The 20,952-nt window shown below is 68.8% G+C and carries 19 protein-coding genes and 2 tRNA genes; 12 read left to right on the top strand and 9 right to left on the bottom strand.

The features are described 5' to 3' along the window. Window positions 1–16 precede the first annotated feature (16 nt). Window positions 17–397 carry a DoxX family protein gene (locus BR31_RS0105730; protein WP_027500125.1) on the bottom strand — a complete coding sequence of 127 codons (381 nt, stop codon included), beginning with the start codon at window positions 395–397 and terminating at the stop codon, window positions 17–19. Between the two features lie 120 nt (window positions 398–517). On the opposite strand from BR31_RS0105730, the gene BR31_RS0105725 reads away from it, so the two are divergent. Both BR31_RS0105725 and nudC read left to right on the top strand, forming a co-directional pair. Further along, entirely contained in the window at window positions 518–1,585 is a 1,068-nt protein-coding gene (locus BR31_RS0105725; protein ID WP_027500124.1) for a potassium channel family protein, read from the top strand. Between the two features lie 38 nt (window positions 1,586–1,623). Beyond that, window positions 1,624–2,508, top strand: coding sequence for an NAD(+) diphosphatase (nudC, locus tag BR31_RS0105720; RefSeq protein ID WP_037175762.1), 885 nt, complete (start codon window positions 1,624–1,626; stop codon window positions 2,506–2,508). Window positions 2,509–2,523: 15 nt separating this feature from the next. Here the strand turns inward: nudC and BR31_RS0105715 are convergent, their stop codons facing one another. Continuing rightward, window positions 2,524–2,781: a mycoredoxin gene (locus BR31_RS0105715; RefSeq protein ID WP_027500122.1), complete on the bottom strand. Its 258-nt coding sequence runs from the start codon at window positions 2,779–2,781 to the stop codon at window positions 2,524–2,526. A gap of 88 nt (window positions 2,782–2,869) precedes the next feature. Between BR31_RS0105715 and BR31_RS0105710 the strand changes: the two genes are divergently transcribed. Both BR31_RS0105710 and BR31_RS0105705 read left to right on the top strand, forming a co-directional pair. Next, window positions 2,870–5,014 (top strand): ATP-dependent DNA helicase UvrD2, encoded by a 2,145-nt coding sequence (locus tag BR31_RS0105710; RefSeq protein WP_027500121.1) that lies wholly within the window; start codon window positions 2,870–2,872, stop codon window positions 5,012–5,014. 506 nt (window positions 5,015–5,520) lie between these two features. Then, window positions 5,521–5,799, top strand: coding sequence for a WhiB family transcriptional regulator (locus tag BR31_RS0105705; RefSeq protein WP_051636997.1), 279 nt, complete (start codon window positions 5,521–5,523; stop codon window positions 5,797–5,799). Between the two features lie 22 nt (window positions 5,800–5,821). On the opposite strand, the gene BR31_RS0105700 is transcribed toward BR31_RS0105705, so the two are convergent. The 4 genes from BR31_RS0105700 to BR31_RS0105685 form a co-directional block, all read right to left on the bottom strand. Next, a complete protein-coding gene (locus BR31_RS0105700) occupies window positions 5,822–6,736 on the bottom strand; it encodes an exodeoxyribonuclease III (RefSeq protein WP_027500119.1) in 915 nt (304 codons plus the stop codon). A gap of 24 nt (window positions 6,737–6,760) precedes the next feature. Beyond that, entirely contained in the window at window positions 6,761–8,101 is a 1,341-nt protein-coding gene (locus tag BR31_RS0105695) for an ABC1 kinase family protein (RefSeq protein ID WP_027500118.1), read from the bottom strand. Next, complete coding sequence (locus tag BR31_RS0105690; RefSeq protein ID WP_027500117.1) at window positions 8,098–8,988, bottom strand: hypothetical protein; 891 nt, start codon at window positions 8,986–8,988, stop codon at window positions 8,098–8,100. The genes BR31_RS0105695 and BR31_RS0105690 overlap by 4 nt, the downstream gene beginning before the upstream one ends. A 98-nt stretch (window positions 8,989–9,086) precedes the next feature. Then, window positions 9,087–10,460, bottom strand: coding sequence for a zinc-dependent metalloprotease (locus tag BR31_RS0105685; RefSeq protein ID WP_027500116.1), 1,374 nt, complete (start codon window positions 10,458–10,460; stop codon window positions 9,087–9,089). Between the two features lie 126 nt (window positions 10,461–10,586). Between BR31_RS0105685 and BR31_RS0105680 the strand changes: the two genes are divergently transcribed. Next, window positions 10,587–11,609, top strand: coding sequence for a YlbL family protein (locus BR31_RS0105680; RefSeq protein WP_027500115.1), 1,023 nt, complete (start codon window positions 10,587–10,589; stop codon window positions 11,607–11,609). A 21-nt stretch (window positions 11,610–11,630) separates the two neighbouring features. Here BR31_RS0105680 and BR31_RS0105675 read toward each other — a convergent pair whose 3' ends face one another. Then, a complete protein-coding gene (locus BR31_RS0105675; protein WP_269321307.1) occupies window positions 11,631–12,248 on the bottom strand; it encodes a PPA1309 family protein in 618 nt (205 codons plus the stop codon). Between the two features lie 82 nt (window positions 12,249–12,330). Between BR31_RS0105675 and BR31_RS0105670 the strand changes: the two genes are divergently transcribed. After that, window positions 12,331–15,255 carry a UPF0182 family protein gene (locus BR31_RS0105670; RefSeq protein WP_027500113.1) on the top strand — a complete coding sequence of 975 codons (2,925 nt, stop codon included), beginning with the start codon at window positions 12,331–12,333 and terminating at the stop codon, window positions 15,253–15,255. A gap of 67 nt (window positions 15,256–15,322) precedes the next feature. Here BR31_RS0105670 and BR31_RS0105665 read toward each other — a convergent pair whose 3' ends face one another. Beyond that, window positions 15,323–15,910, bottom strand: coding sequence for a transglycosylase family protein (locus tag BR31_RS0105665; protein WP_027500112.1), 588 nt, complete (start codon window positions 15,908–15,910; stop codon window positions 15,323–15,325). A gap of 445 nt (window positions 15,911–16,355) precedes the next feature. On the opposite strand from BR31_RS0105665, the gene BR31_RS0105660 reads away from it, so the two are divergent. The 4 genes from BR31_RS0105660 to BR31_RS0105645 all read left to right on the top strand — a co-directional run bounded on the left by BR31_RS0105660 (window position 16,356) and on the right by BR31_RS0105645 (window position 17,758). Next, window positions 16,356–16,432 (top strand) — tRNA-Met (locus BR31_RS0105660). Between the two features lie 161 nt (window positions 16,433–16,593). Further along, window positions 16,594–16,932, top strand: coding sequence for a hypothetical protein (locus BR31_RS0105655; protein ID WP_027500111.1), 339 nt, complete (start codon window positions 16,594–16,596; stop codon window positions 16,930–16,932). A gap of 14 nt (window positions 16,933–16,946) precedes the next feature. Next, window positions 16,947–17,023: transfer RNA gene (locus tag BR31_RS0105650), tRNA-Met, on the top strand. 75 nt (window positions 17,024–17,098) lie between these two features. After that, window positions 17,099–17,758, top strand: coding sequence for a type 1 glutamine amidotransferase (locus tag BR31_RS0105645; protein WP_027500110.1), 660 nt, complete (start codon window positions 17,099–17,101; stop codon window positions 17,756–17,758). Here the strand turns inward: BR31_RS0105645 and BR31_RS0105640 are convergent. Continuing rightward, on the bottom strand, window positions 17,755–19,380 hold the full coding sequence (locus tag BR31_RS0105640; protein WP_027500109.1) for an acyl-CoA synthetase: 1,626 nt from the start codon (window positions 19,378–19,380) through the stop codon (window positions 17,755–17,757). The two genes, BR31_RS0105645 and BR31_RS0105640, sit on opposite strands and share 4 nt — an antisense overlap. Window positions 19,381–19,453: 73 nt before the next feature. Here BR31_RS0105640 and BR31_RS0105635 point away from each other — a divergent pair, with 73 nt between their 5' ends. Next, window positions 19,454–20,092: a hypothetical protein gene (locus BR31_RS0105635; protein WP_156042370.1), complete on the top strand. Its 639-nt coding sequence runs from the start codon at window positions 19,454–19,456 to the stop codon at window positions 20,090–20,092. Window positions 20,093–20,525: 433 nt separating this feature from the next. After that, window positions 20,526–20,750: a hypothetical protein gene (locus BR31_RS0105625; protein WP_027500107.1), complete on the top strand. Its 225-nt coding sequence runs from the start codon at window positions 20,526–20,528 to the stop codon at window positions 20,748–20,750. Window positions 20,751–20,952: the final 202 nt, after the last annotated feature.

Here is a 20,952-nt window from a genome sequence, read left to right as displayed (position 1 = left end):
ATCTCTGCAGAATGGGTCAGGCGGCCGTGTCGCCCTTGCGGACCTTCATGGCCGCGAGGATCAGCGGGATCTGCAGTGGCAGGCGACCGACCGCAATCGCCTTGAGCGGCAGCGGCGTCGAGCTGCGGCCGAGCCAGTCCGCGGCCATCTGCACGTTCGCGGGGAAGACCGCGACGAACAGTGCCGCTGCCAGCCCGCCGCCGAGCCGCCTCGTCCGGGGCACCGCGATGGCCGCCCCGATCGCCAGCTCGGCCGCACCGGAGAGCTGGGTGTAGGTCCGGGCACGGCCCGGCAACACGCGCGGGACGATGCTGTCGAAGGGTTTGGGGCTGACGAAATGCAGCGTGCCCGTACCCAACAGGAGGGCGGCGAGTCCGGTGGCCGGGGAGATCTTCATGCCGCCAGCCTGCCCCACCGGGACCGGGTGCGCCAGACGCGCCGCGCGCCGTCGTGCCGGGCCCTTTGCCGGGTCGGGGGTTAGGCTGCCAGCCGATGTCAGCGAACTGGAGAACACGTCATGGCCGGTAAGTTGCGCGCGAGGCTGCGCAATCACGAGGTACTGACCGATCGGCCGGACTACGCGTTGGTCGGGGTGCTGCGTATCCCGGAGGTGGTCCGGAGCCCGTACCAGTTGATCTTCCGTCGCGTGATGATGGCCGTCGCGGTCCTGATGCTCGCGGTCCTGGTGGTTTATCTCGACCGGGACGGCTACCGGGACGTGCAGGAGGACCAGATGTCCTTCCTGGACTGCCTGTACTACGCCACCGTCTCGCTCTCCACGACCGGATACGGCGACATCACGCCGCTCACCCCGAGCGCGCGGCTCGTCAACGTCATCGTGATCACGCCTTTGCGGGTGTTGTTCCTCATCATCCTCATCAGCACGACCATGGCCGCGCTCACCGAACGATCGCGCCAGGCATTCAAGATTCAGCGTTGGAGGCACACCATGCGCAATCACACCGTCGTCGTCGGATACGGCACGAAGGGCCGGACCGCGGTCGACGCGATGCTCGGCGATGGCATCGCCCCGTCCGAGATCGTGGTCGTCGACACCGACCAGACCGTGCTGGAGTCCGCCGCGAGCCTCGGTCTGGTGACCGTCCACGGTTCCGCGACCAAGTCCGACGTACTGCGATTGGCTGGAGTGCAGAACGCGGCATCGATCATCGTGGCCACCAACCGCGACGACACCGCGGTGCTGGTGACGCTCACCGCCCGCGAGGTCGGGCCGAAGGCCAAGATCGTCGCCGCCATCCGCGAGACCGACAACGCGCATCTGCTGCGCCAGTCCGGCGCCGACTCGGTGGTCGTCTCCTCCGAGACCGCCGGACGCCTGCTCGGCATCGCCAGGACCACCCCGACCGTCGTCGAGATGATCGAGGACCTGCTCACTCCCGAGGCCGGGTTCGCGATCGCCGAGCGCGAGGTCGAACGCGACGAGATCGGTGGGTCGCCGCGGCACCTGTCCGACATCGTGCTCGGGGTGGTGCGCGAGGGCCGCCTGGTCCGGGTCGGTAGCCCCGAGGTCGACGCCGTCGAGGAGAACGACCGCCTGCTCTACATCCGCCGGGTGAGCAACTAGCAACGACACCTAGGGTTGGGGTCGTGGCCAACTTCGAAATGACCGACGTGCCGTTGCTGTCGCGGTCGGCGCTGGACCGAGCCGAGGAATTGCGCACGGACAGTGAGGCGTTGCGGGCCGGTTGGGCCGGCGCGCTGGTGCTCCGGGTCAACCACCGCGGTCAGGCCAGGCTCGACGGTTCCGAGTTGGTCCTCGACCCCGCGACCGAACTCGGGCCCGAACCGGTCTCCGGCGCGGTCTTCCTCGGCCGCCGCGACGGCAGGCACCTGTGGGCGATCCGGGTGGCCGCACTGACCGGCGAGCTCGGCGACCTCAGGTTCATCGGGCAGCAGTTGGCTGATTCGAGCGCCGGTCTGCTGACGACAGCCATCGCGATTCTGAACTGGCACGACAGCGCCGGGTTCAGCTCCATCGACGGGGCCGCGACGATGCCGACGATCTCCGGTTGGTCGCGGCACAGCACCAGCACCGGTCACGAGGAGTTCCCGCGGACCGATCCCGCGGTGATCTGCCTCGTCCACGACGGCGCCGACCGGGTGCTGCTGGCGCGGAACGGGAACTGGCCCGAGCGACGCTTCTCGGTGCTCGCCGGTTTCGTCGAGGCGGGCGAGTCGCTGGAGGCCTGCGTGGTCAGGGAGATCGCCGAAGAGGTCGGGCTCGTGGTCAGCGACGTCCGGTACCTGGGCAGTCAGCCGTGGCCGTTCCCCCGGTCGGTGATGATCGGGTTCTCCGCCGTCGGCGATCCCGACGCCCCGATCACCTTCGCCGACGGCGAGATCGTCGAGGCGCACTGGTTCGGCCGGGACGAGGTCAGGGCCGCCCTCGAGGTGGGGGACTGGAGCGCGGACACGGACGCCCGGCTGCTGTTGCCGGGGTCCGTCTCGATCGCCCGCGGGATGCTCGAGGCGTGGGCCAAGGCCTAGCCGGCGGCCCGCACCTCAGAGACCCAGCGCCTGCTTGACCTGGACCAGCGTCGGATTGGTTGCCGTGCTGCCGTCGGCGTACTTCACGGTCGGGACCACGTGGTTGCCGCCGTTCACGCTGCCGACGAAGTCGGCGGACGCGGGATCGTCCTCGATGTCGATCTCGACGTAGCTGATGCCGGACTCGTCGAGCTGCTTCTTGAGGCGTCGGCAGTACCCGCACCAGGTGGTGGAGTAGATGGTCAGGTCGGTGGCGGTCTCTGTAGCGGTCACGGCGGATATAACACCACGGCCGTCGGCTCTGTTCCACGCCGGTTTGTGATCCCGACGGCTCGATGCGGCGCTGTCGGTGCGCCCTGCCATGATGGACGCCATGTCAGCGGACGATACGGGCCTGGACCCCCAGCAGTCGGCCGCGGTGCTCGCGCCTCGGGGACCGGTGTGCGTGCTGGCCGGCGCGGGCACGGGCAAGACCAGGACGATCACCCGCCGGATCGCGCACCTCGTCGCGGGCGGGCACGTCTCCGCCGGGCAGGTGCTCGCGGTCACGTTCACGGCGCGGGCCGCGGGGGAGATGCGGGGCAGGCTGCGCACCCTCGGCATCGGCGACGGCGCCAACCAGGTGCAGGCCCGCACGTTCCACGCCGCGGCGCTGCGTCAGCTCCGCTACTTCTGGCCGCAGGTCGTCGGCGACACCCAGTGGGACCTGCTCGACCGCAAGTTCGCGATCGTCGCGCAGGCGGCCAACCGGGTCGGCCTGTCCACCAGCACCGAATCCGTCCGCGACCTGGCGGGCGAGATCGAGTGGTCGAAGGCGTCGCTGATCGCGCCAGAGGACTATCCGGCTGCGGCCGCGCGGTCGCGACGGGAACCGCCTGCGGACCCGGCCAAGGTCGCCGACGTCTACGCCGCCTACGAGGCGCTCAAGGTCCGCGACGGCGCAATGCTCCTCGACTTCGACGATCTGCTCCTGCACACCGCCGCCGCGCTGGAGGAGCACTCGACGGTCGCCGAGGAGTTCCGCGACCGGTACCGCTGCTTCGTGGTCGACGAGTACCAGGACGTGACGCCCCTGCAGCAGCGGGTGCTCGACGCCTGGCTGGGTGAGCGCGACGACCTCACCGTCGTCGGCGACGCGAACCAGACCATCTACTCGTTCACCGGGGCAACCCCGCGGTACCTGCTGGACTTCTCCCGACGGTTCCCCGACGCGGCGGTGGTCCGCCTCGAACGCGACTATCGCTCGACGCCCGAGGTGGTGTCGCTGGCGAATCAGGTCATCGGCGCCGCGCGCGGCCGGATCGCAGGCACCCGGCTCAAGCTGATCGGGCAGCGCCCGCCGGGCCCGGCGCCCGAGTTCGTCGAGTTCGACGACGAGCCAGCCGAGGCAGCGGGGGTCGCGAAGGCGATCCAGAAGCTCATCGCGGGCGGCACCCCGGCCGCGGAGATCGCGGTGCTCTACCGCATCAACGCGCAGTCCGAGGCGCACGAGCAGGCGCTGACCGAGCTCGACATCCCGTTCCAGGTGCGCGGCGGCGAGGGCTTCTTCACCCGGCCCGAGGTGCGCCAGGCCGTGTCCGCGCTGCGGCAGGCCGCGGGTCGCGACGACCTGCCGCAGGAGGCGGGGCGCGGCAGGGAGTTGATCACGCTGGTCCGCGCGATCCTGGTGCCGCTGGGGCTGACGGACGCCGAGCCGGTCGGTGCCCAGGCCCGCGAGCGCTGGGCCTCGCTCGGTGCGCTGGTGTCGCTCACGGAGGACCTGCTGGTGCACGAGCCGGAGCTGGACCTCGACGGTCTGCTCAGGGACCTGGCCGCGCGTGCCGAGGCCCGACACCCACCGACGGTGCAGGGCGTCACGCTCGCCTCGCTGCACGCGGCGAAGGGGCTCGAATGGGACGCGGTGTTCCTGGTCGGACTCGCGGACGGCACCCTGCCGATCGCCCACGCGCTCGGCGACAGCAAGTCGCCGGACGACGAGGCGGCCGTCGAGGAGGAACGCAGGCTGCTCTACGTCGGGGTGACGCGGGCACGCGAGCACCTGCAGCTGTCCTGGGCTCTCGCCCGCAACGAGGGGGGACGAAAGTCCAGGCGTCGTTCTCGATTCCTGCACGGCCTCATCCCCGAGGACTCGCCCGCGTCCCGGATCGCGGCGCCCGCCGCGACACAGAAGAAGCGCCCGCGCTGCCGGGTGTGCGGTAAGCCGCTGCTCGGCACCGCCGCGACGATGCTCGGGCGCTGCGAGACCTGCCCGTCGAACCTCGACGCCGCGCTGTTCGACTCGCTCAAGGCGTGGCGGTCCGCGAAGTCGAAGGAGCTGAAGGTGCCCGCCTACGTGGTGTTCAGCGATGCGACGCTCACCGCGATCGCCGAGCAGCAGCCGCAGGACGACCGCGGACTGGTGGCGATCCCCGGGATCGGCGCGGCGAAGCTCGAGCGATACGGGGCGGACGTCCTCGCGGTGGTACGGGGCGAGTCCCCGGTCGGCGACCCGGAACTGGCACCGTGACGGCCGGACGCGGGAAACCGCAGGTCAAAAATAGGTTGTGCGGTTTATAGGAGACCGCATACCCTGGTTTCCGACGCAGCGAGCTCCGGCTTGCCGTCGCGACAAGCCCGCAGGTGCCTCGGCGCCGGCGGGACCGCACGAACGAAAAGGGAGGTGAACGACAGATGATCGATTGGAACCGCAGCGCGAACGCGTACGCGGCGACCGCTCGTGTCGCAGGCGCCGTTCACCTGCCCGCAGCTACGTGGGCGGTGGCGCCGCAGCGCGTCGTCCGCCATCGCGCACACGCAGCAGCCCTCTCGTCCGTGCCCCGGAGTAGAAGCCGAACCACCATTCGGTAGGACCTCCTTCCTCTCGGCCACGGACGCACCAGCGGACCGTGGCCTTTGTTTTTGAGCTCGTTGCTCCAAAGCCCGGTTTTCGGTTCGCACCACGACCTGAATCCATCGCAGAGCTTTAAGGAGAACGACGTGTCAACCGCGACATGCCGAGACGATTTCCGGACCGTGACCGCCATCAGCGAGCCGACCGTGATCGCACCCGCGCGACGCGAATTGCCGTGCCGAGCCGACAATCCCGATCTCTGGTTCGGTGAGACCCCCGCAGAGCTCGAGCAGGCGAAGACGCTCTGTGCACAGTGCCCGATCCGTGCCCGCTGCCTCAGCGCTGCGCTGGACCGCGCCGAACCGTGGGGCGTGTGGGGTGGCGAGATCCTCGATCAGGGCGTCGTCATCGCGCGCAAGCGTCCCCGTGGTCGCCCGAGGAAGGTGGCCGTCTGCGCGTGACCGGGTGGGCCGGGCGGCCGGCTCAGAGCTCGTAGTCGACAACGACCGGGGCGTGATCGCTCATCCGCTTGTCCGCGGCGGGTTCGCGGTCGGTGCCCGCGGCGACGGCCGCCCGGGCGAGCCGGGGTGTGGCGAGGTGGTAGTCGATGCGCCACCCGGTGTCGTCGGCGAACGACTGCCCCAGCCACGACCACCACGAGTACGGCCCGTCGGTGTCCGGATTCCGGCTGCGGACGACGTCGACGAGGGTGCGGGGGGACAGGATCGAGCCGAACCACTCGCGCTCCTCGGGGAGGTAGCCCTCGACCTGGTTGCTGCGCCGCCAGTTCCGCACGTCGTGGCGGGTGTGCGCGATGTTGAGGTCGCCCATGAGCAGCAGTTCCCGCCCGCGCGCCCCGGCGTCGCGGCGCGAACGCGTCAACTGGCGCGCGAACCCGTCCAGGAAGCGCATCTTGCGTTCGTAGCGGGCGCCGCCGTCCGGTGCCTCCCGCATCCGCCCCGGTTTCTGGAGATGGGCGGGGAGGCCGCCTTTGGGCAGGTACAGCGACGCGACGGTGATCGGTGCGTCGGCGAGGTCGACCTCGACGTACCGGCCCTGGGCGGCGAACTCGCGGAGCCCGCGGGCCAGTGGCACCGGATCGAGTTCGGCTGTGTCGGTGTGGACTTCACCGGGACCCCGAACCAGGGCGGTGCCGCTCCACGTCCGAATCGCGTCGGGGGCGTGCCTGGTCAGGATCGCGACCCCGTTGCGGCCGGCGTGCACGCCCTCGTCGTAGGCGAGGTGATAGCCGCCGAACACCCCGGGGGGAATCGCGGCCGCACGGGCCCGCACCTCCTGCAGCGCCACTACATCCGGGTCGCGATCGCGCAGCCACTGCTCGAATCCCCGCCGTTGAGCCGCCCGGATACCGTTGATGTTGAAGGTCGCGATCCGCACGGTCGACCAGTGTAGGCAGTCGGCCTACTCGGCCTGCCGCACGTCCTCGGTGAAGCCGGGCAGCCACTTCGTGAGGATCTCCATGTAGGGCGCGTAGGCGTCGAGCTGGGCGCAGATGCCGACCGAGCCGAGCAGCACCCGGAAGATCATCACGTACTCGGCTGGCATGTTCAGGGCCCGCGCGGTCCGGAACTGCGCGGAGGAGAAGTCCGTCGCGGTCCCTGCCGCCTTCTGCAGCCAGGCTCTGGTGAAGTGGAAGGACTCGGTGTGGATGGGGTCGGTGAACGGACGCAGGTAGTCGGCGATCTCCTGATCGGTGACGTTGCGGCCGGGCAGCACGAATCCGTTGGTGCGCAGCAGTTCCGTCAGCTCGTCGAACCGTTCCTCGAGCGCGAGCCGAACCATCCTGCCGAGTACAGGGGGCAGCCCGCCCGGCATCGGCGCGCATGCGCCGTAGTCGATGACCCCGAGCCTGCCGTCCTCGAGCATCATGAAATTGCCGGGGTGTGGATCGCTGTGCAGCAGTCCGACCCGGGCGGGCGAGGCGAAGTGGAACTCGGCGAGCAGGGCACCCGCGCTGTTGCGTTGTTCGGCGGTACCGCTGGTGATGATCGTCGACAGCGGTGTCGCCGACATCCATTCGGTGATCACCACTTTCGGCGAACTCGCGACCACCTTCGGGATCGCGAACCTGGGGTCGCCCGCGAATTCGGCGGCGAAGGCTCGTTGGTTGTTCGCCTCGATGCGGTAGTCCAGCTCGTCCTCGGTGCGGGCGGTGAGCTCCTCGAGGACGGGCTTGACGTCGGCACCGGGGATCACCGAGCTGAACATCCCGGCGAAGCGCGAGAGCGTCCGCAGGTCCGCTCGCAGGGCCTCGTCCGCGCCCGGGTACTGCACCTTCACCGCGACCTCGCGGCCGTCGGACCACACGGCGCGGTGCACCTGCCCGATGCTCGCCGAGGCCGTCGGGGTGTCGTCGAAGGACGCGAACCGATCACGCCACTTGCTGCCGAGCTGCTCGCCCAGCACCCGGTGCACCTTCTTGGCGGGCAACGGTGGCGCCTCCGCCTGCAGCTTCGTCAGCGCCTCCCGGTAGGGCTCAGCGAACTCTTCGGGGACGGCGGCCTCCATCACGCTCAGTGCCTGTCCCAGCTTCATCGCGCCGCCCTTGAGTTCACCGAGCACAGTGAACAACTGCTCGGCCGCCTGTTGGGTCAGCTTGGCGTCGATCTCCTCGCGGTCGCCGCCGACGAGCTTGCGGCCGAACCCGACCGCCGCGCGTCCCGCGATCCCGAGCGGAATGCTCGCCAGTTTGGCGGTGCGGGCGGAACTGCTGCGGGGGATGTCTGACACGCCCACCATCATGGCTGACGATCCGCCGGTTCGCCCACAAGTCCGGCGCGGCGGCGGCATCCACAGCGCGGATGGGGCGCCCACGTCCGCCTGACCAGTCGATACGTCGTCAGGTTCAGTTCCAGGGTGGTGTCGAGACAGGCGGGTGAGCGCGCGGGCTGGGCGGCGATCAGCACGTTCAGCTCCGCGAGTGCGAGCGCGGTGGTGGCCAGGATCGCCGCCGGGTCCGCGTGCCCGACCGCGCCGAGCAACTGTGCGGCCAGATGCGGCCACTCGTGATCATGAGAGGTCCTGGTGAGGTCGGCGCAGCGCAGGCAGCTCGTGTGGCCGGGCAGTACCAGCGGCCCGACGACGCCTGCCCCGTCGCGGAGCCGGACCTGCAGGTGTGGCATCCGCGCCCCGACGAGCTCGGCCACGAATCCCGGATCGGGAACCAGCTCGTCGGCCAGGACCACGAGGGCAGATCGGTCGATGCGCGGGGCCCCGCTGCCGCCGAACGGTACGGACCGGGTCAGCCGCACCCTGCCGTCGGCGAGGGCGTGTGCGATGCCGTCGGAGAGCGGGCCGCGGCCGTGCACGTGCACGGCCGCGACGCAGCGGGGTGCCTGCGTCGCGGGCATCAACAGCGCGGCTGCGGCCAACTCGGCCAGCAGGGCCGTGATATCGGCTGTCGACAGTCCGACTTCCTGTGCGTGACAGAGGATCTCGTCGCGACTGTGCTGACCGTCGAGCAGCCGCAGCAGCGCGGCCACCGCGTGCGGGGCGACCCCGGTCGGCACCGTGAGGAGCAGGGCTCGCTCGGGGTCCCAGCCCAGTTGGACGCTGCCGCTTGGTCGAACCAGGATCGGGATCCGCGGGTCGAGCCGCGGGCCCGCGCTCAGTGCCGAGGCCGGTGTCATGTCCCGACCCTTGCAGGCGCGGCGACCCGGAGGACCTCGGCGCACCCGGTTATCCACAGGGCCGCGTGGCCGCTGGCCTGGGATTTCGTCCCGGCCGGCTACTCCGTCGGCCGCTCGGTGCCGCCGCCCTCCTCGCGCTCGCGGGCCTCGGTGGCCTCGAGCTGGGCGATGGGGTCGTCGAAGGCGCTCGTGCCGCCGCCGACCACGCGGTCGACGAATCCGGCGGGGCTGTCCAGGTCCGAGGAGTCCGGCAGCAGATCGGGATGCGCCCACACCGCGTCGCGGCCGTCGATCCCGGCGCTCTCGGTGAGCAGGTGCCACAGCCGTGACGCCTCGCGGACCTTGCGGGGCCGCAGTTCCAGGCCGACGAGGGTGGCGAAGGTCTGCTCGGCGGGCCCGCCGGTGGCGCGGCGACGCCGGAGCGTCTCGGAGAGCGCGGCCACCCCCGGCAGTCGGTCGCCGAGCGCCTCGGACACCACGGTCTCCACCCAGCCCTCGATGAGCGCCAGCATGGTCTCGAGGCGTTCGAGCGCCTGCTTCTGCTCGGGCGTCGTCTGCGGTTCGAAGGCGCCCTGCTGGAGGATCTCCTCGATCTTCGACGGATCGGTCAGCGCGCTCGGGTCGATGCCCTGGGCGGCCTCCTCGATCGCGGAGAAGTCCATCCGGATCCCGCGTGCGTACTCCTCGACGGTGGCGAGCAGTCGCTGCCGGAGCCAGGGCACGTGGACGTAGAGGCGGTGGTGAGCGGCCTCGCGCGCGGCGAGGAACACCAGGATCTCGCGATCGGGCTGTTCGAGTCCCTCGCTGAACTTCTCGATTGCCGACGGCAGTAGCGCCGCGACCCCACTGGGTCCGAGCGGGAGTCCGACGTCGGTGGAGGTCAGCACCTCCGAGGAGAGCTGACCGAGCGCCTGACCCAGCTGCGAGCCGAAGGCCAACCCGCCCATCTGTCCGAGCATGCCCATCATCGGGCCCGCCATCTGCTTGGCCTCCTCGGGGAGACCGGACACCCACATGCCCGAGATCTGTTCGGCCACCGGGTCGCACAGGCGCTTCCAGGTGTCGAGGGTGTTCTCGAGCCAGTCGGCCGCCGTCCACGCGACCGCCTTGGACGCGCCCGCGGGCAGGGTGGTGGCGCCGTCCAGCCACACCTCCGCGAGGTGGGCGGCGTCGGCGACCGCGGTTCCGGTGCCGGTCGAGATCGGGGCAACGGAGCCGAGCTGCTGGAGGGCGAGCTTCTTGGCGAGGTCGTAGTTGACGGGGCCGCCACCGCCGGTGCCCATCGCGCTGCCCATGCCGCTGAGCATCTGCCCGAACTGCGTGAGCATCTGGCCGAGCTGCGTGGGGTCGAAGCCCTCGGGGCTGAAGCCGAACGGGATCCCGCCCGGACCGGGCGAACCCTCGCCGTCCCGACTCTTGTCTCGGTCGGGATCGTCGTCGGAGTTCGAGAAACCAAACGGCGGATTGCTCATGGCTCAACGGTACAAGGCATCGTGGGGGTTGGTGGCGGCGGAGATGACGCTCACGGCGAACACCGGGCGCGGAGCCCGCGGAGCGCCCCAGACGGCTACGGTCAGCCGCCCTCTACGCTGGGCCGGGTGAATCGACGGATGGTGACCCTGGCCGCTGCGCTGGTGCCGGTGGTGGCGCTCTTCACTCTCGGGACCGCGGTGACCGTGCCGTTCGTGGCCCTCGGACCGGGACCGACGTTCAACACCCTCGGGGAGGCCGACGGCAAGCCCGTGGTCGAGATCGAGGGGACCGAGACCGATCCGACGTCCGGCAACCTCAACATGACCACCGTCTCGGTCCGTGACGGACTCAACATCTTCGAGGCCTTCGGGAACTGGATCAGCGGGCGCTACGGACTGGTGCCGCGCGCCGAGGTGTACCCGCCGGACAAGAGCAAGGACGAGGTCAAGCAGGAGAACGAGGCCGACTTCGCGCAGTCGGAGGACTCCGCGGAACTGGCCGCGCTGCACTATCTGGACCTGCCAGTCGCGCTGGAGGTGGTCGACGTCGCGAAGGACGGACCGGCCAAGGACGCGCTGCGGCCGGGCGACCAGCTGCTTGCGATCAACGGCACGCCGGTGCAGACCGTCGGTGAGGTGCAGCGGGCGGTCGCCGAGCTCGACCCGGGCAGCGAGATCAGCGTGCTGTTGCGGCGGGACGGCCAGGAGATGACCGTGCCGGTCACGCTCGGCGAGCGGCCGGGAGCCACGGACCACGGCTACCTGGGTATCACCCCGAAGGAGAAGCCCGAGGTGCCGTTCACGGTGGAGTTCAACCTGGCCGAGGTGGGCGGCCCCTCGGCGGGACTGATGTTCACCCTTGCGGTGATCGACAAGCTCTCGCCTGGCGAGCTGAGCGGCGGCGGGTTCGTGGCCGGTACCGGGACCATCGACTCGGACGGCGAGGTCGGCCCGATCGGCGGCATCCCGTACAAGCTGCTCGCCGCCCGCGAGGCCGGGGCGACCACCTTCCTGGTGCCGTCGAAGAACTGCGACGAGGCGAGGCAGCGCGCGCCCGAGGGCCTGCGCCTGGTGAAGGTGGACAACCTCGACGGTGCGGTGTCCGCGCTCGAATCGCTGAACACCGGCGGCGACGCGCCGGCCTGCTAGCGCCGGGTCCGGCCCCGCGGGTCAGTCGTCGGGCGCGTCGAACGTCGCGTACAGCGCGTTCACCAGGTTCGGCGCGAGGTCCTCGTAGGTGAGCAGCTCGGGTTCGGCGTCGAGGTCATCGTCCTCCGGCTTGAGCTGGAGCACGCAGACGGACGGTCCGTCCCGCAGCACCGCGGCGATCAGCCGGGCGTCGCGGCGTTCGGGATGCGCGTTCGCGGTGGCGCGGGCGATCTCGTCGGCGGCGTGCTCGTCGGTCACCACCGGCGCCACAGCGCTGTCGAGGTCGGACTCGGCCGTGGGCGGCAGTACCACGATCTCCTGCACCAGGACGCACCCGACGACCTCGGCAGGCCAGCTGGTGGTGGACAGGAACTCGTCGAGCGCGGGGGTGCCGCCACCGATGTCCTCGGGGAACGGTTCCTGCTCGACCGGCGTCAGCTCGGCGCCGTCCTCGAGCTGATCGATGAGGTCGGGCTCCGCGGCCGCCAGGACCGCGGTCGGAACGAGGGCGAACATCACCGGCGGTTGACCCCACCCGCCCGCATCGACGAAGTCCGACACCTCGCGCACGCACCGGGGGAGTGCGTCGACGGAGAAATCGGCCGGGTGGCCGTAGTACACGCCATTGCTATCGCTCACGGTCCCATCCTCCCACCCACACGTAGAGTGGTCACAACCACCGCGGCGCCTGTGCGCCGCCCGAATCACTGGAGAGTGGCACGTGGGCATGCGGCCCCCCACCGGCTTACCGTCGTTGTCCCGTCGAAGTCGAGTGCTGCTGATACTGGCGCTCGTAGCCGCGGCACTGCTGCTGATCGGTCCCCGGCTGATCGACACCTACACCAATTGGTTGTGGTTCGGCGAGGTCGGATTCCGGACCGTCTTCACCACGGTGCTCGTCACTAGGCTCATCCTGTTCCTTGCCGTGGCGTTGCTCGTCGGTGGGGCGGTGTTCCTTGCGCTGCTGCTGGCCTACCGCTCGCGGCCGGTGTTCGTCCCCGTCGCGGGGCCCAACGACCCGATCGCCAGGTACCGGACCTCGGTGATGGGACGGCTGAAGGCGTTCGGCATCGGCATCCCGGTCGCGATGGGTCTGCTCGCCGGTCTGGTCGCACAGTCGAACTGGGTGACGGTGCAGCTGTTCATGCACGGTGAGTCCTTCGGAATCAAGGACCCCCAGTTCGGCCTCGACATCGGCTTCTACTCCTTCGATCTGCCGTTCTACCGGCTCGTGCTGAACTGGCTGTTCGTCGCGGTCCTCATCGCCTTCTTCGCGAACCTGGTGACGCACTACGTCTTCGGCGGGCTCCGGCTCAGCGGCAGGGACGGTGCGCTGACCAAGGCGGCGACCGTCCAGCTCGCGTTGCTGGCGGGCACCTTCGTGCTGCTCAAGGCCGTGGCTTACTGGCTGGACAGGTATTCGCTGCTCTCGAGCAGCCGCAAGGAGCCCACCTTCACCGGCGGCAGTTACACCGACATCAACGCGGTGCTGCCCGCCAAGCTGATCCTGATGGCCATCGCGGTGATCTGTGCCCTTGCCTTCTTCGCCGCGATCTTCCTGCGCGACATCCGGATCCCCGCGATGGCGACCGCGCTGCTGGTGCTCTCCTCGATCCTGATCGGCGCCGTGTACCCCTTGGTCGTCGAGCAGTTCTCGGTCAAGCCGAACGCCGCGCAGAAGGAGAGCCCGTATATCGAGCGAAACATCCAGGCGACCAGGCAGGCGTACGGGATCACCGACGACAACGTCGAGTACGTCGACTACACGGGCGTCGCGACGAAGCAGCCGCAGGACGTGCCCGCGGACGTGACGACGATCGCGAACACGCGGCTGCTGGACCCGAACATCCTGTCGCCGACGTTCACCGCGCAGCAGCAGTTGAAGAACTTCTACGCCTTCCCGAAGGCGCTCAACATCGACCGGTACGAGATGAACGGTCAGCTGCGCGACTTCGTGGTGGCGGCGCGCGAGCTCTCGCCCGCGAGCCTGAGCGGCAACCAGACCGACTGGATCAACAAGCACACCGTGTACACGCACGGCAACGGATTCGTCGCCGCGCCTGCCAACCAGGTGACCAAGGTGTCGGGGGACAGCCAGAACAACACCGGCGGCTACCCGATCTACAGCGTCAGCGACCTCAAGACACAGCCGTCGGATCCGGCTCTGCGGGTGGATAATCCGCGCATCTACTACGGCGAGGTGATCGCCAAGTCGGACGCCGACTACGCCATCGTCGGCGCCGCGGGCGGCGAGCCTCGCGAGTACGACACGGACGACTCGAAGTACACCTACACCGGCGCCGGTGGCGTCGGGATCGGCAACTGGGTGAACCGACTGGCGTTCGCGGCCAAGTACACCGAGCGCAACATCCTCTTCTCCGGTGCGATCGGCGACGATTCGAAGATCATCTACAACCGTGACCCTCGCGACCGGGTGAACCAGGTCGCGCCGTGGCTGACCACCGACGGCACCATCTATCCCGCGGTGGTCGAGGGCCGGATGCAGTGGATCGTCGACGCGTACACCACGCTCGACAACTACCCGTACGCGCAGCGTTCGTCGCTGGACGGACTGGTCGAGGACAGTGTGGACCAGGCCACGGGCCGGTTGCTGCCGAAGAAGGAGGTCTCGTACATCCGGAACTCGGTCAAGGCCACCGTCGACGCCTACGACGGAACGGTGACCCTGTACCAGGTGGACGAGAAGGACCCGGTCCTCAAGGCCTGGATGGGTGTGTTCCCCGGCACCGTCCAGCCCAACAGCGCGGTCTCCGAAGACCTTCGGGCGCACTTCCGGTACCCCGAGGACCTGTTCAAGGTGCAGCGGGAGATGCTCGCCAAGTACCATGTCGATGACCCGAACGAGTTCTTCACGAACAACAACTTCTGGTCTGTGCCCAGCGACCCAACGGTCGAGACGGACAAGAACCAGCCGCCGTATTACGTGTTGCTCGGCAACCAGGAGACGGCGAAGCCGGAGTTCAAGCTGACCAGCCCGATGGAGGGCTACAACCGCGAGCTGCTGGCGGCGTACATCTCGGTCGCGTCGGATCCGAAGGATTACGGCAAGTTCACCGTGCTGCAGCTGCCGACGGAGACACAGACGCAGGGTCCGCAGCAGGCGCAGACCGCGATGACGTCGAATCAGACGGTGGCCAGCGCGCTGTCGCTGATCAAGCAGTCGAACAAGATCCAGTACGGCAACCTGCTGACGCTGCCGATCGCCGAGGGCGGCATCCTCTACGTCGAACCGTTGTACACCCAGCGGAATTCGGCGAACGCCTTCCCACAGCTCACCGCGGTGCTGGTGAGCTTCACCGACACGAAGGGCATCCGGGTCGGCTACGCGCCGACGCTGGCGGAGGCGCTGGATCAGGTGTTCGGTTCGGGGGCGGCGGCCGTGGCGACCGCGCCGGGCGGAACGCCGCCGCCGAACGGGGAGCAGCAGCAGACGCCGCCGCCCGGCGGGCCGACCGTTGTCCCGCCGCCTGCGCCGAGCGGTAACGTCGACGCCGCGCTCAGCGAGGTCGATGCCGCACTCGGCGCGGTGAAGTCGGCGCAGCAGAGCGGCGACTTCGCCGCCTACGGTGCGGCGCTCGACCGGCTGCAGAAGGCGGTCGACGCCTACCAGGCACTGCCCAAGTAACAGGAGCGACAGCAGAGGGGCCCTGCCATCCGATCGGATGGCAGGGCCCCTCTGCTGTGGAGCTGGATCAGCGGGTCAGGCTCGCGAGGGCCACACCGTTGTTGGCGATCAGCTGCTGGATCTGATCTCCGAAGCCGTGCTGGCTCGCCAGGGCGACGGCGGCGTCGGATGCCTTCTTGACCTCATCGGCGGCAGGCGCCGGGATGGTCTCGAGGGCGGGCAGGGCCGGGGCGACGACTGCGGGCGCGATGACGGCCGGGACCTCGACGGGCGCGGGGGCGGGCGCGGGGGCCGGCTCAGGGGCGACGTCCTCGGTCCCGGTGGTCAGGTACTGACCGCACACCGGCCAGGCGCCGGGGCCCTGGCTGGCGAGGGTGTTCTCCGCGACGCGGATCTGCTCGGCCTTGGAGGCACCGTGCGGCGAGCCGCTGCCGCCGTTGGCGGTCCAGGTGCTCTGGGAGAACTGCAGGCCGCCGTAGTAGCCGTTGCCGGTGTTGGTGCCCCAGTTGCCGCCGCTCTCGCACTGCGCGACGCCGTCCCAGTTGTGGGAGGCTGCGCTGGCGGTGCCGGTGGCGAGACCGAAGGGAACTGCGACGAGTGCGCCGGTGGCGGCAACCCATCCGAGGGCACGCGTGGTCATCTTGCGAGTGGTCATGCGGGTGAATCCTCTCCGCGCTTGCGAACGGGGCCGGCCTGGGCGGAGTTGAACTCCTCGCCCGGCACACGAACACTGGCGCCGCGTCCCTGCCCCTCGAAGGTTTCGGGGTTCCGATCCCGCGGGGCAGAGTGAGCAGCGGCGGGTCGGCTTAAGCCCGGTTGTTTCGGGCCGGTGGCGACCGTACGCAACATTTTCGACACGGTCACCCCGGTGCCTCGGCGTCGAGCGCGGCCGAAAGTTCGTGCCGGATCGGGTCTTTCCGCAGGTGAGTACGCGCCGTTGTCAACCGGATGCGTGTTCGTTACGCCTCCGTTATGTGGCTGGGATCACGGCTGATTTGTGCCCTGGGTCACCTGTTTTCGTGCTCGCTCGGGGCGGTTTCCGGCCCGGCTGCACACGATTTGTGTTCTGTTCCGCCGCTCGTGTAACTTCATTCATGCATCGCGGGGTGGAGCAGCTCGGTAGCTCGCTGGGCTCATAACCCAGAGGTCGCAGGTTCAAATCCTGTCCCCGCTACCAAAGAACGAAAGCCCGGTCTTCGGACCGGGCTTTCGTCGTTTCCTGGGTTCCCTATGCGAAAACAGGTATGTCCCCGGGTGGTACTCCCGTCGCCCTCGGGTCCGGTAGGCGGGAGGCTGTGAAGCGTCTCGCCAGCCGCGCCAGGGAAGGTATCCACCCACATGAAGACCGAGCAGTTGGTTCATGGTGACTACGTCGCCGCGATGTTCTCGTACGACTTCGTCGAGGGCGGCTTCGATCTCGACGAGGTCGAGCGGATCCGATGCGGTGTGTTCGAGGAGTGGACCTCCGCGGTGGCCCGATCGGGTGTGTTCTCCGACAAGGAGGTCGCAGGTGTCGTTGAGGCGTGGCGACGCGATCCGAAGCTGCTCCTGGATGCCCTGCTGCGGGATGCGGACGAGGTGACGCACAGGCGCTACGAGTCGGCCTGGGACGCGCTGGATCGGGCCGCCGATCCGCTGGATGCGGCCGTGGTCGGGAGTGCCTCAATTCTCGTGTAGAGTTATCAGTGCAGCGCGGGGTGGAGCAGCTCGGTAGCTCGCTGGGCTCATAACCCAGAGGTCGCAGGTTCAAATCCTGTCCCCGCTACCAAAGAACGAAAGCCCGGTCTTCGGACCGGGCTTTCGTCGTTTCTCGGTGATGTCGCTGTTGTGCCAGTCTTGGCCGGTGACTCAAACCTGGTGGATCATCAAGCATGTCGCCTTCGAGGAGCCGGCGCTGATCGGCACCGAGCTCAGCGCACGGGGGATCGGTTACTCGGTCTGCGAGCCCTTCGCTGGAGACGGCCTCCCGGAAGCGTCCGAGTGCGCCGGACTGGTGGTCATGGGTGGTCCGATGAATGCGCTCGACGACGCCGGGTACCCGCACCTGGCGGCCGAACGCGCGCTCATCCGTGACTGCCTCGATCTCGGTGTCCCGGTGATCGGGGTGTGCCTGGGCGCCCAGCTCCTCGCCGCGGCGCTCGGGGCGAACGTATTCAAGGGCCCCGCAGGAGAATTCGGTGCCGGGACGGTCACGCTCACCGATGCGGCCAAGTCGGACAGGGTCTTCGGTGGAATCGGCGGTGAGGTGCCGGTGGTGCATTGGCACGGCGACACCTTCGATCTGCCGGCGGGGGCGGTGCTGCTCGCGGGGAGCGCGTCCTACCCGCACCAGGCCTTCCGGGTCGGGGAGAACGCATACGGTCTGCAGTTCCACGTCGAGCTGACGGCCGCGGAGCTGCCCGTGCTGCGCGAGCACATGCCGGCGGGCACGGCCCCCGACGCCGATCAGCTCGCGGAGATCGAGGCCGTTGGCCGCACCATCATCGGAGCCTTCCTCGGCTAGTCCTCTGCCGAATCCATCTCGATCAGGACCCGCCGGAGCAGCTTCCCGGTGGCATTGCGGGGCAGTTCCTCGAGGAACACCACCTCTCGGGGCACCTTGTAGCGGGCGAGGCGCTCCTTCACGTAGGCCTTGAGCACCTGATCGTCGGGCGTGGAGTCCGGGGCGGCCACGACGAATGCCTTGAGTCGGTGACCGAACTCGGCGTCGTCGACGCCGATCACCGCCACCTCCAGCACATCCGGGCGCTCGTAGAGCAGGTTCTCGACCTCGAGCGGGTAGACGTTCTCGCCGCCCGAGACGATCATGTCGTCGTCGCGGCCGTCGACGAAGAGCAGCCCGTCCTTGTCGAAATGTCCGACGTCGCCGGTGGAGAGCAGCCCGTTGATCCGTTCCTTGTCGCGGCCGTCGGTGTACCCGCTGAAGCTCAGTCCGCTGGAGACGAAGATCCGGCCCACCGCGTCGGGCTCGGTGATCCGAACCCCGGCGTCGTCGTAGAGCTCGACGTGACAGGTCACCGGCGCTCGGCCCGCGGTGCCGGGTGCCCGCGCGAGGTCGGCCGGCGTGGCGACCGTCGCGACCGCGACTTCGGTTGAGCCGTACAGGTTGTGCAGCACATGACCGAATGCCCCCGTGGTGCGCCTGCACAGGTCGGGGGAGATGGCGGATCCCGCGGCGAAGATGATCTTGAGGTTGGTGGTGTCGTACTTCGACAGGACCTCGGGGCCGAGGTCGATGATCCGCTGCAGCATGGTCGGCACCACGACGAGCACGTCGGCCCGCTGCTCGGCGACGAGACGGACGCTGCCCTCGGGGTCGAATTTGCGCTGCATCACGACCGTCTGGCCGAGAGCGAGGGCGATCGCGAACTGGGACATGCCGGTGCCGTGGAACGCGGGGGCCGCCATCACCATGGTCTGGCCGGGGCGCAGCGGGACCCGGTCGAGGAACTGGGCGGATGCCAGCGGTGAGGTGCGCTCGCGCGGGGCGCCCTTCGGCGTTCCGGTGGTGCCGCTGGTGAGCAGCACGAAGCTGCCGTGGGTCGCCGGATGGGGTACGGCGTGGGTCGGCTGTCCGGTGATCAGCTCGTCGAGCGTGCGAGCGCCCCGCGCGGCGTCCTCGCCCCAGGACAGGAACAGTCGCACGTCCGAGGGCAGGGCTGCCGCGACGGCGGCGAACTCCTCGTCGTATACGAATGCCCGAACCTGTTCGCGGGCCGCGACATCCACCAGCTGCGGGGGAGCGAAGCCGGTGTTCATCAGGACCAGCTTGGCGCCCAGCTTCGCTGCCGCGAGCATGGTGAGGACCAGGCCGCGGTGGTTGCGGCACATGGCGCCCATCACCGACCCGGGGGCGATGCCGCTCGCCTCCCATGCCCGCACCAGGGCGTTGGACTGCTGCTCGAGCTGGGCGTAGGTCAGTTGCCCGCGTTCGTCGATGATCGCGACCGCGTCGAGTCCGGCCTCGGCGTGCGCGTGGATCGGTCCGGCGAAGGGACCGTATTTGCGGACCGCGAGGATGGCCGCGATACCGTGGTCGACCCGGGGAAACGGAACGAGTCCCGCGCGCACCATCACCCTCGCTGCTCCGAGAGTGTCGGTCATTTTCGTCAGAACACCCGGCATTGGAATTGCCCCCTGAGCCCAGAATCGATCCGGTGAGTGATGGTCCTCAGCCTAGTGCGGGGTGGGGTGCCCGGTGACTGGTTTCGAATCGCCGAGGGGCCGTGAAACCAGCGCTGTAACGAAGCCCGAGTGGGAAACCGACAGATTGGTAGGTTTCTGGTTTTCAACTGAGGGGGGGATCTCGCTGATGATCAAGTCGAAGCATGTGTTCATGGGGGCCGTTGCCGCGGTCGCGATCGGTGTCGGTGTGACGGCGCCGGCGGCAGCAACGGCAGATCCGCTAACGCCCGTCACGGCTTTCGCGGCTGGTGCCGCTGTCGGAGACATCGCCGCACCGCAGGGGATGACGACTCAGACTCTGATCGCGGCCAGGAATGCGGGGTTCCCGATCTACGAGGCGGTCGTGACGAGGGAATACACGGGTCCGAAGCGGATGTACTCCCTGACCGAATATCGCAGGGTGTACGACATCAACGTGCTGAGTTCGCCCACGACGAAGTTCGTGGGAGTGGGCGCGGTCGCACCGGACACCTTCTGGGTCATGCCCGGCTCCCTCGCCAGTCCGATCATCGTCAACCTGCACGAGACCTGGCAGGAGAACGTCGCATTCCCGCTGATGGCCTGGGACATTACGCCCCTGAAGTTCACCAACAGCCCGCTCGTGCGGCTGCCGGACGGCGGTCCGAGCGTCGGCATCGCGCTCATCACGTAGGGCTCGACCCAGACCGAACCGCCCCCGTCGCACGTGAGGCGACGGGGGCTGATCGAATCGCAGAACTTGTTGCGGTGCTGACTAATTGAGCTCGGCGGACGACTTGCCGAGCACCCGCCGCGCCACGATCAGCTGCTGGATCTGCTGGGTGCCCTCGAAGATGTCGAGGATCTTCAGAGGGCTCATTCGTGAAGTGGCAGAACGTATCTGTCCAGTTCAGAGGGTTTCGGCTCTTACTGATTTTCGCAGTTTTCGGCGCGCTTGTGGCGCTGATGCGGGACCAGTGCGGGACCGAACCGGGATCGCGCTTGCGGAATGTGACGGCACTCAGCGGTCTTGTCCGTGGCCCGACCGACAAAGCGAATCCCTTGTTCTTCGTGAGTCAAGGCTCCAGTCCTGCCTTCGCGCCAGATCATCTGGTAGTGATACGGATATGAAGCCAAAGACCTTCGTCGGGATGGTCGGCGCCCTGATTCTGTTCGTCGGTGGTGCGGCAACTCAGAGCGTGTGGATCATGGGCCTCGGCCTGCTTGTCATGGCCGCGGCATGGTGGGTGAAGTGGCCTGGAGACGACACGACCGACGAGGCCCGCCTAGAACGGCGAGACGAGCGGGTGCGCAATCTGGCCCGGCGACTCAACCGCGGTGACGCGGACTGAGTCGCGGGCTGTTGCACTCGCCGTAACGGCGTGCGGCAGCGTTCTCGTTGACGGATCCTAAGCACTAGTCGGGCGTTTCACCGCGCGCCTTGCGGCCGCGGCCCGACGCACGGCGGCCGTTCTACGGGCGAGGCCGTCGGCGTCCTGACACGCCGGCGACCTACACGAGGGTGGTCCCAATGCCACATCGATGATGCTGCGC

It is taken from the genome of Rhodococcus sp. UNC363MFTsu5.1 (assembly GCF_000686785.1).
Taxonomy (GTDB): Bacteria; Actinomycetota; Actinomycetes; order Mycobacteriales; family Mycobacteriaceae; genus Rhodococcus_G; species Rhodococcus_G maanshanensis.
This window is presented reverse-complemented; position numbering and strand designations above follow the sequence as displayed.

Bases quoted from the DNA above. Each gene is read 5' to 3' on its own strand.
- BR31_RS0105730 (WP_027500125.1), bottom strand. From the start codon at position 397: ATGAAGATCTCCCCGGCCACCGGACTCGCCGCCCTCCTGTTGGGTACG.
- BR31_RS0105725 (WP_027500124.1), top strand. From the start codon at position 518: ATGGCCGGTAAGTTGCGCGCGAGGCTGCGCAATCACGAGGTACTGACC.
- nudC (WP_037175762.1), top strand. From the start codon at position 1,624: ATGACCGACGTGCCGTTGCTGTCGCGGTCGGCGCTGGACCGAGCCGAG.
- BR31_RS0105710 (WP_027500121.1), top strand. From the start codon at position 2,870: ATGATGGACGCCATGTCAGCGGACGATACGGGCCTGGACCCCCAGCAG.
- BR31_RS0105695 (WP_027500118.1), bottom strand. From the start codon at position 8,101: ATGATGGTGGGCGTGTCAGACATCCCCCGCAGCAGTTCCGCCCGCACC.
- BR31_RS0105690 (WP_027500117.1), bottom strand. From the start codon at position 8,988: ATGACACCGGCCTCGGCACTGAGCGCGGGCCCGCGGCTCGACCCGCGG.
- BR31_RS0105685 (WP_027500116.1), bottom strand. From the start codon at position 10,460: ATGAGCAATCCGCCGTTTGGTTTCTCGAACTCCGACGACGATCCCGAC.
- BR31_RS0105665 (WP_027500112.1), bottom strand. From the start codon at position 15,910: ATGACCACTCGCAAGATGACCACGCGTGCCCTCGGATGGGTTGCCGCC.
- BR31_RS0105655 (WP_027500111.1), top strand. From the start codon at position 16,594: ATGAAGACCGAGCAGTTGGTTCATGGTGACTACGTCGCCGCGATGTTC.
- BR31_RS0105640 (WP_027500109.1), bottom strand. From the start codon at position 19,380: ATGCCGGGTGTTCTGACGAAAATGACCGACACTCTCGGAGCAGCGAGG.
- BR31_RS0105625 (WP_027500107.1), top strand. From the start codon at position 20,526: ATGAAGCCAAAGACCTTCGTCGGGATGGTCGGCGCCCTGATTCTGTTC.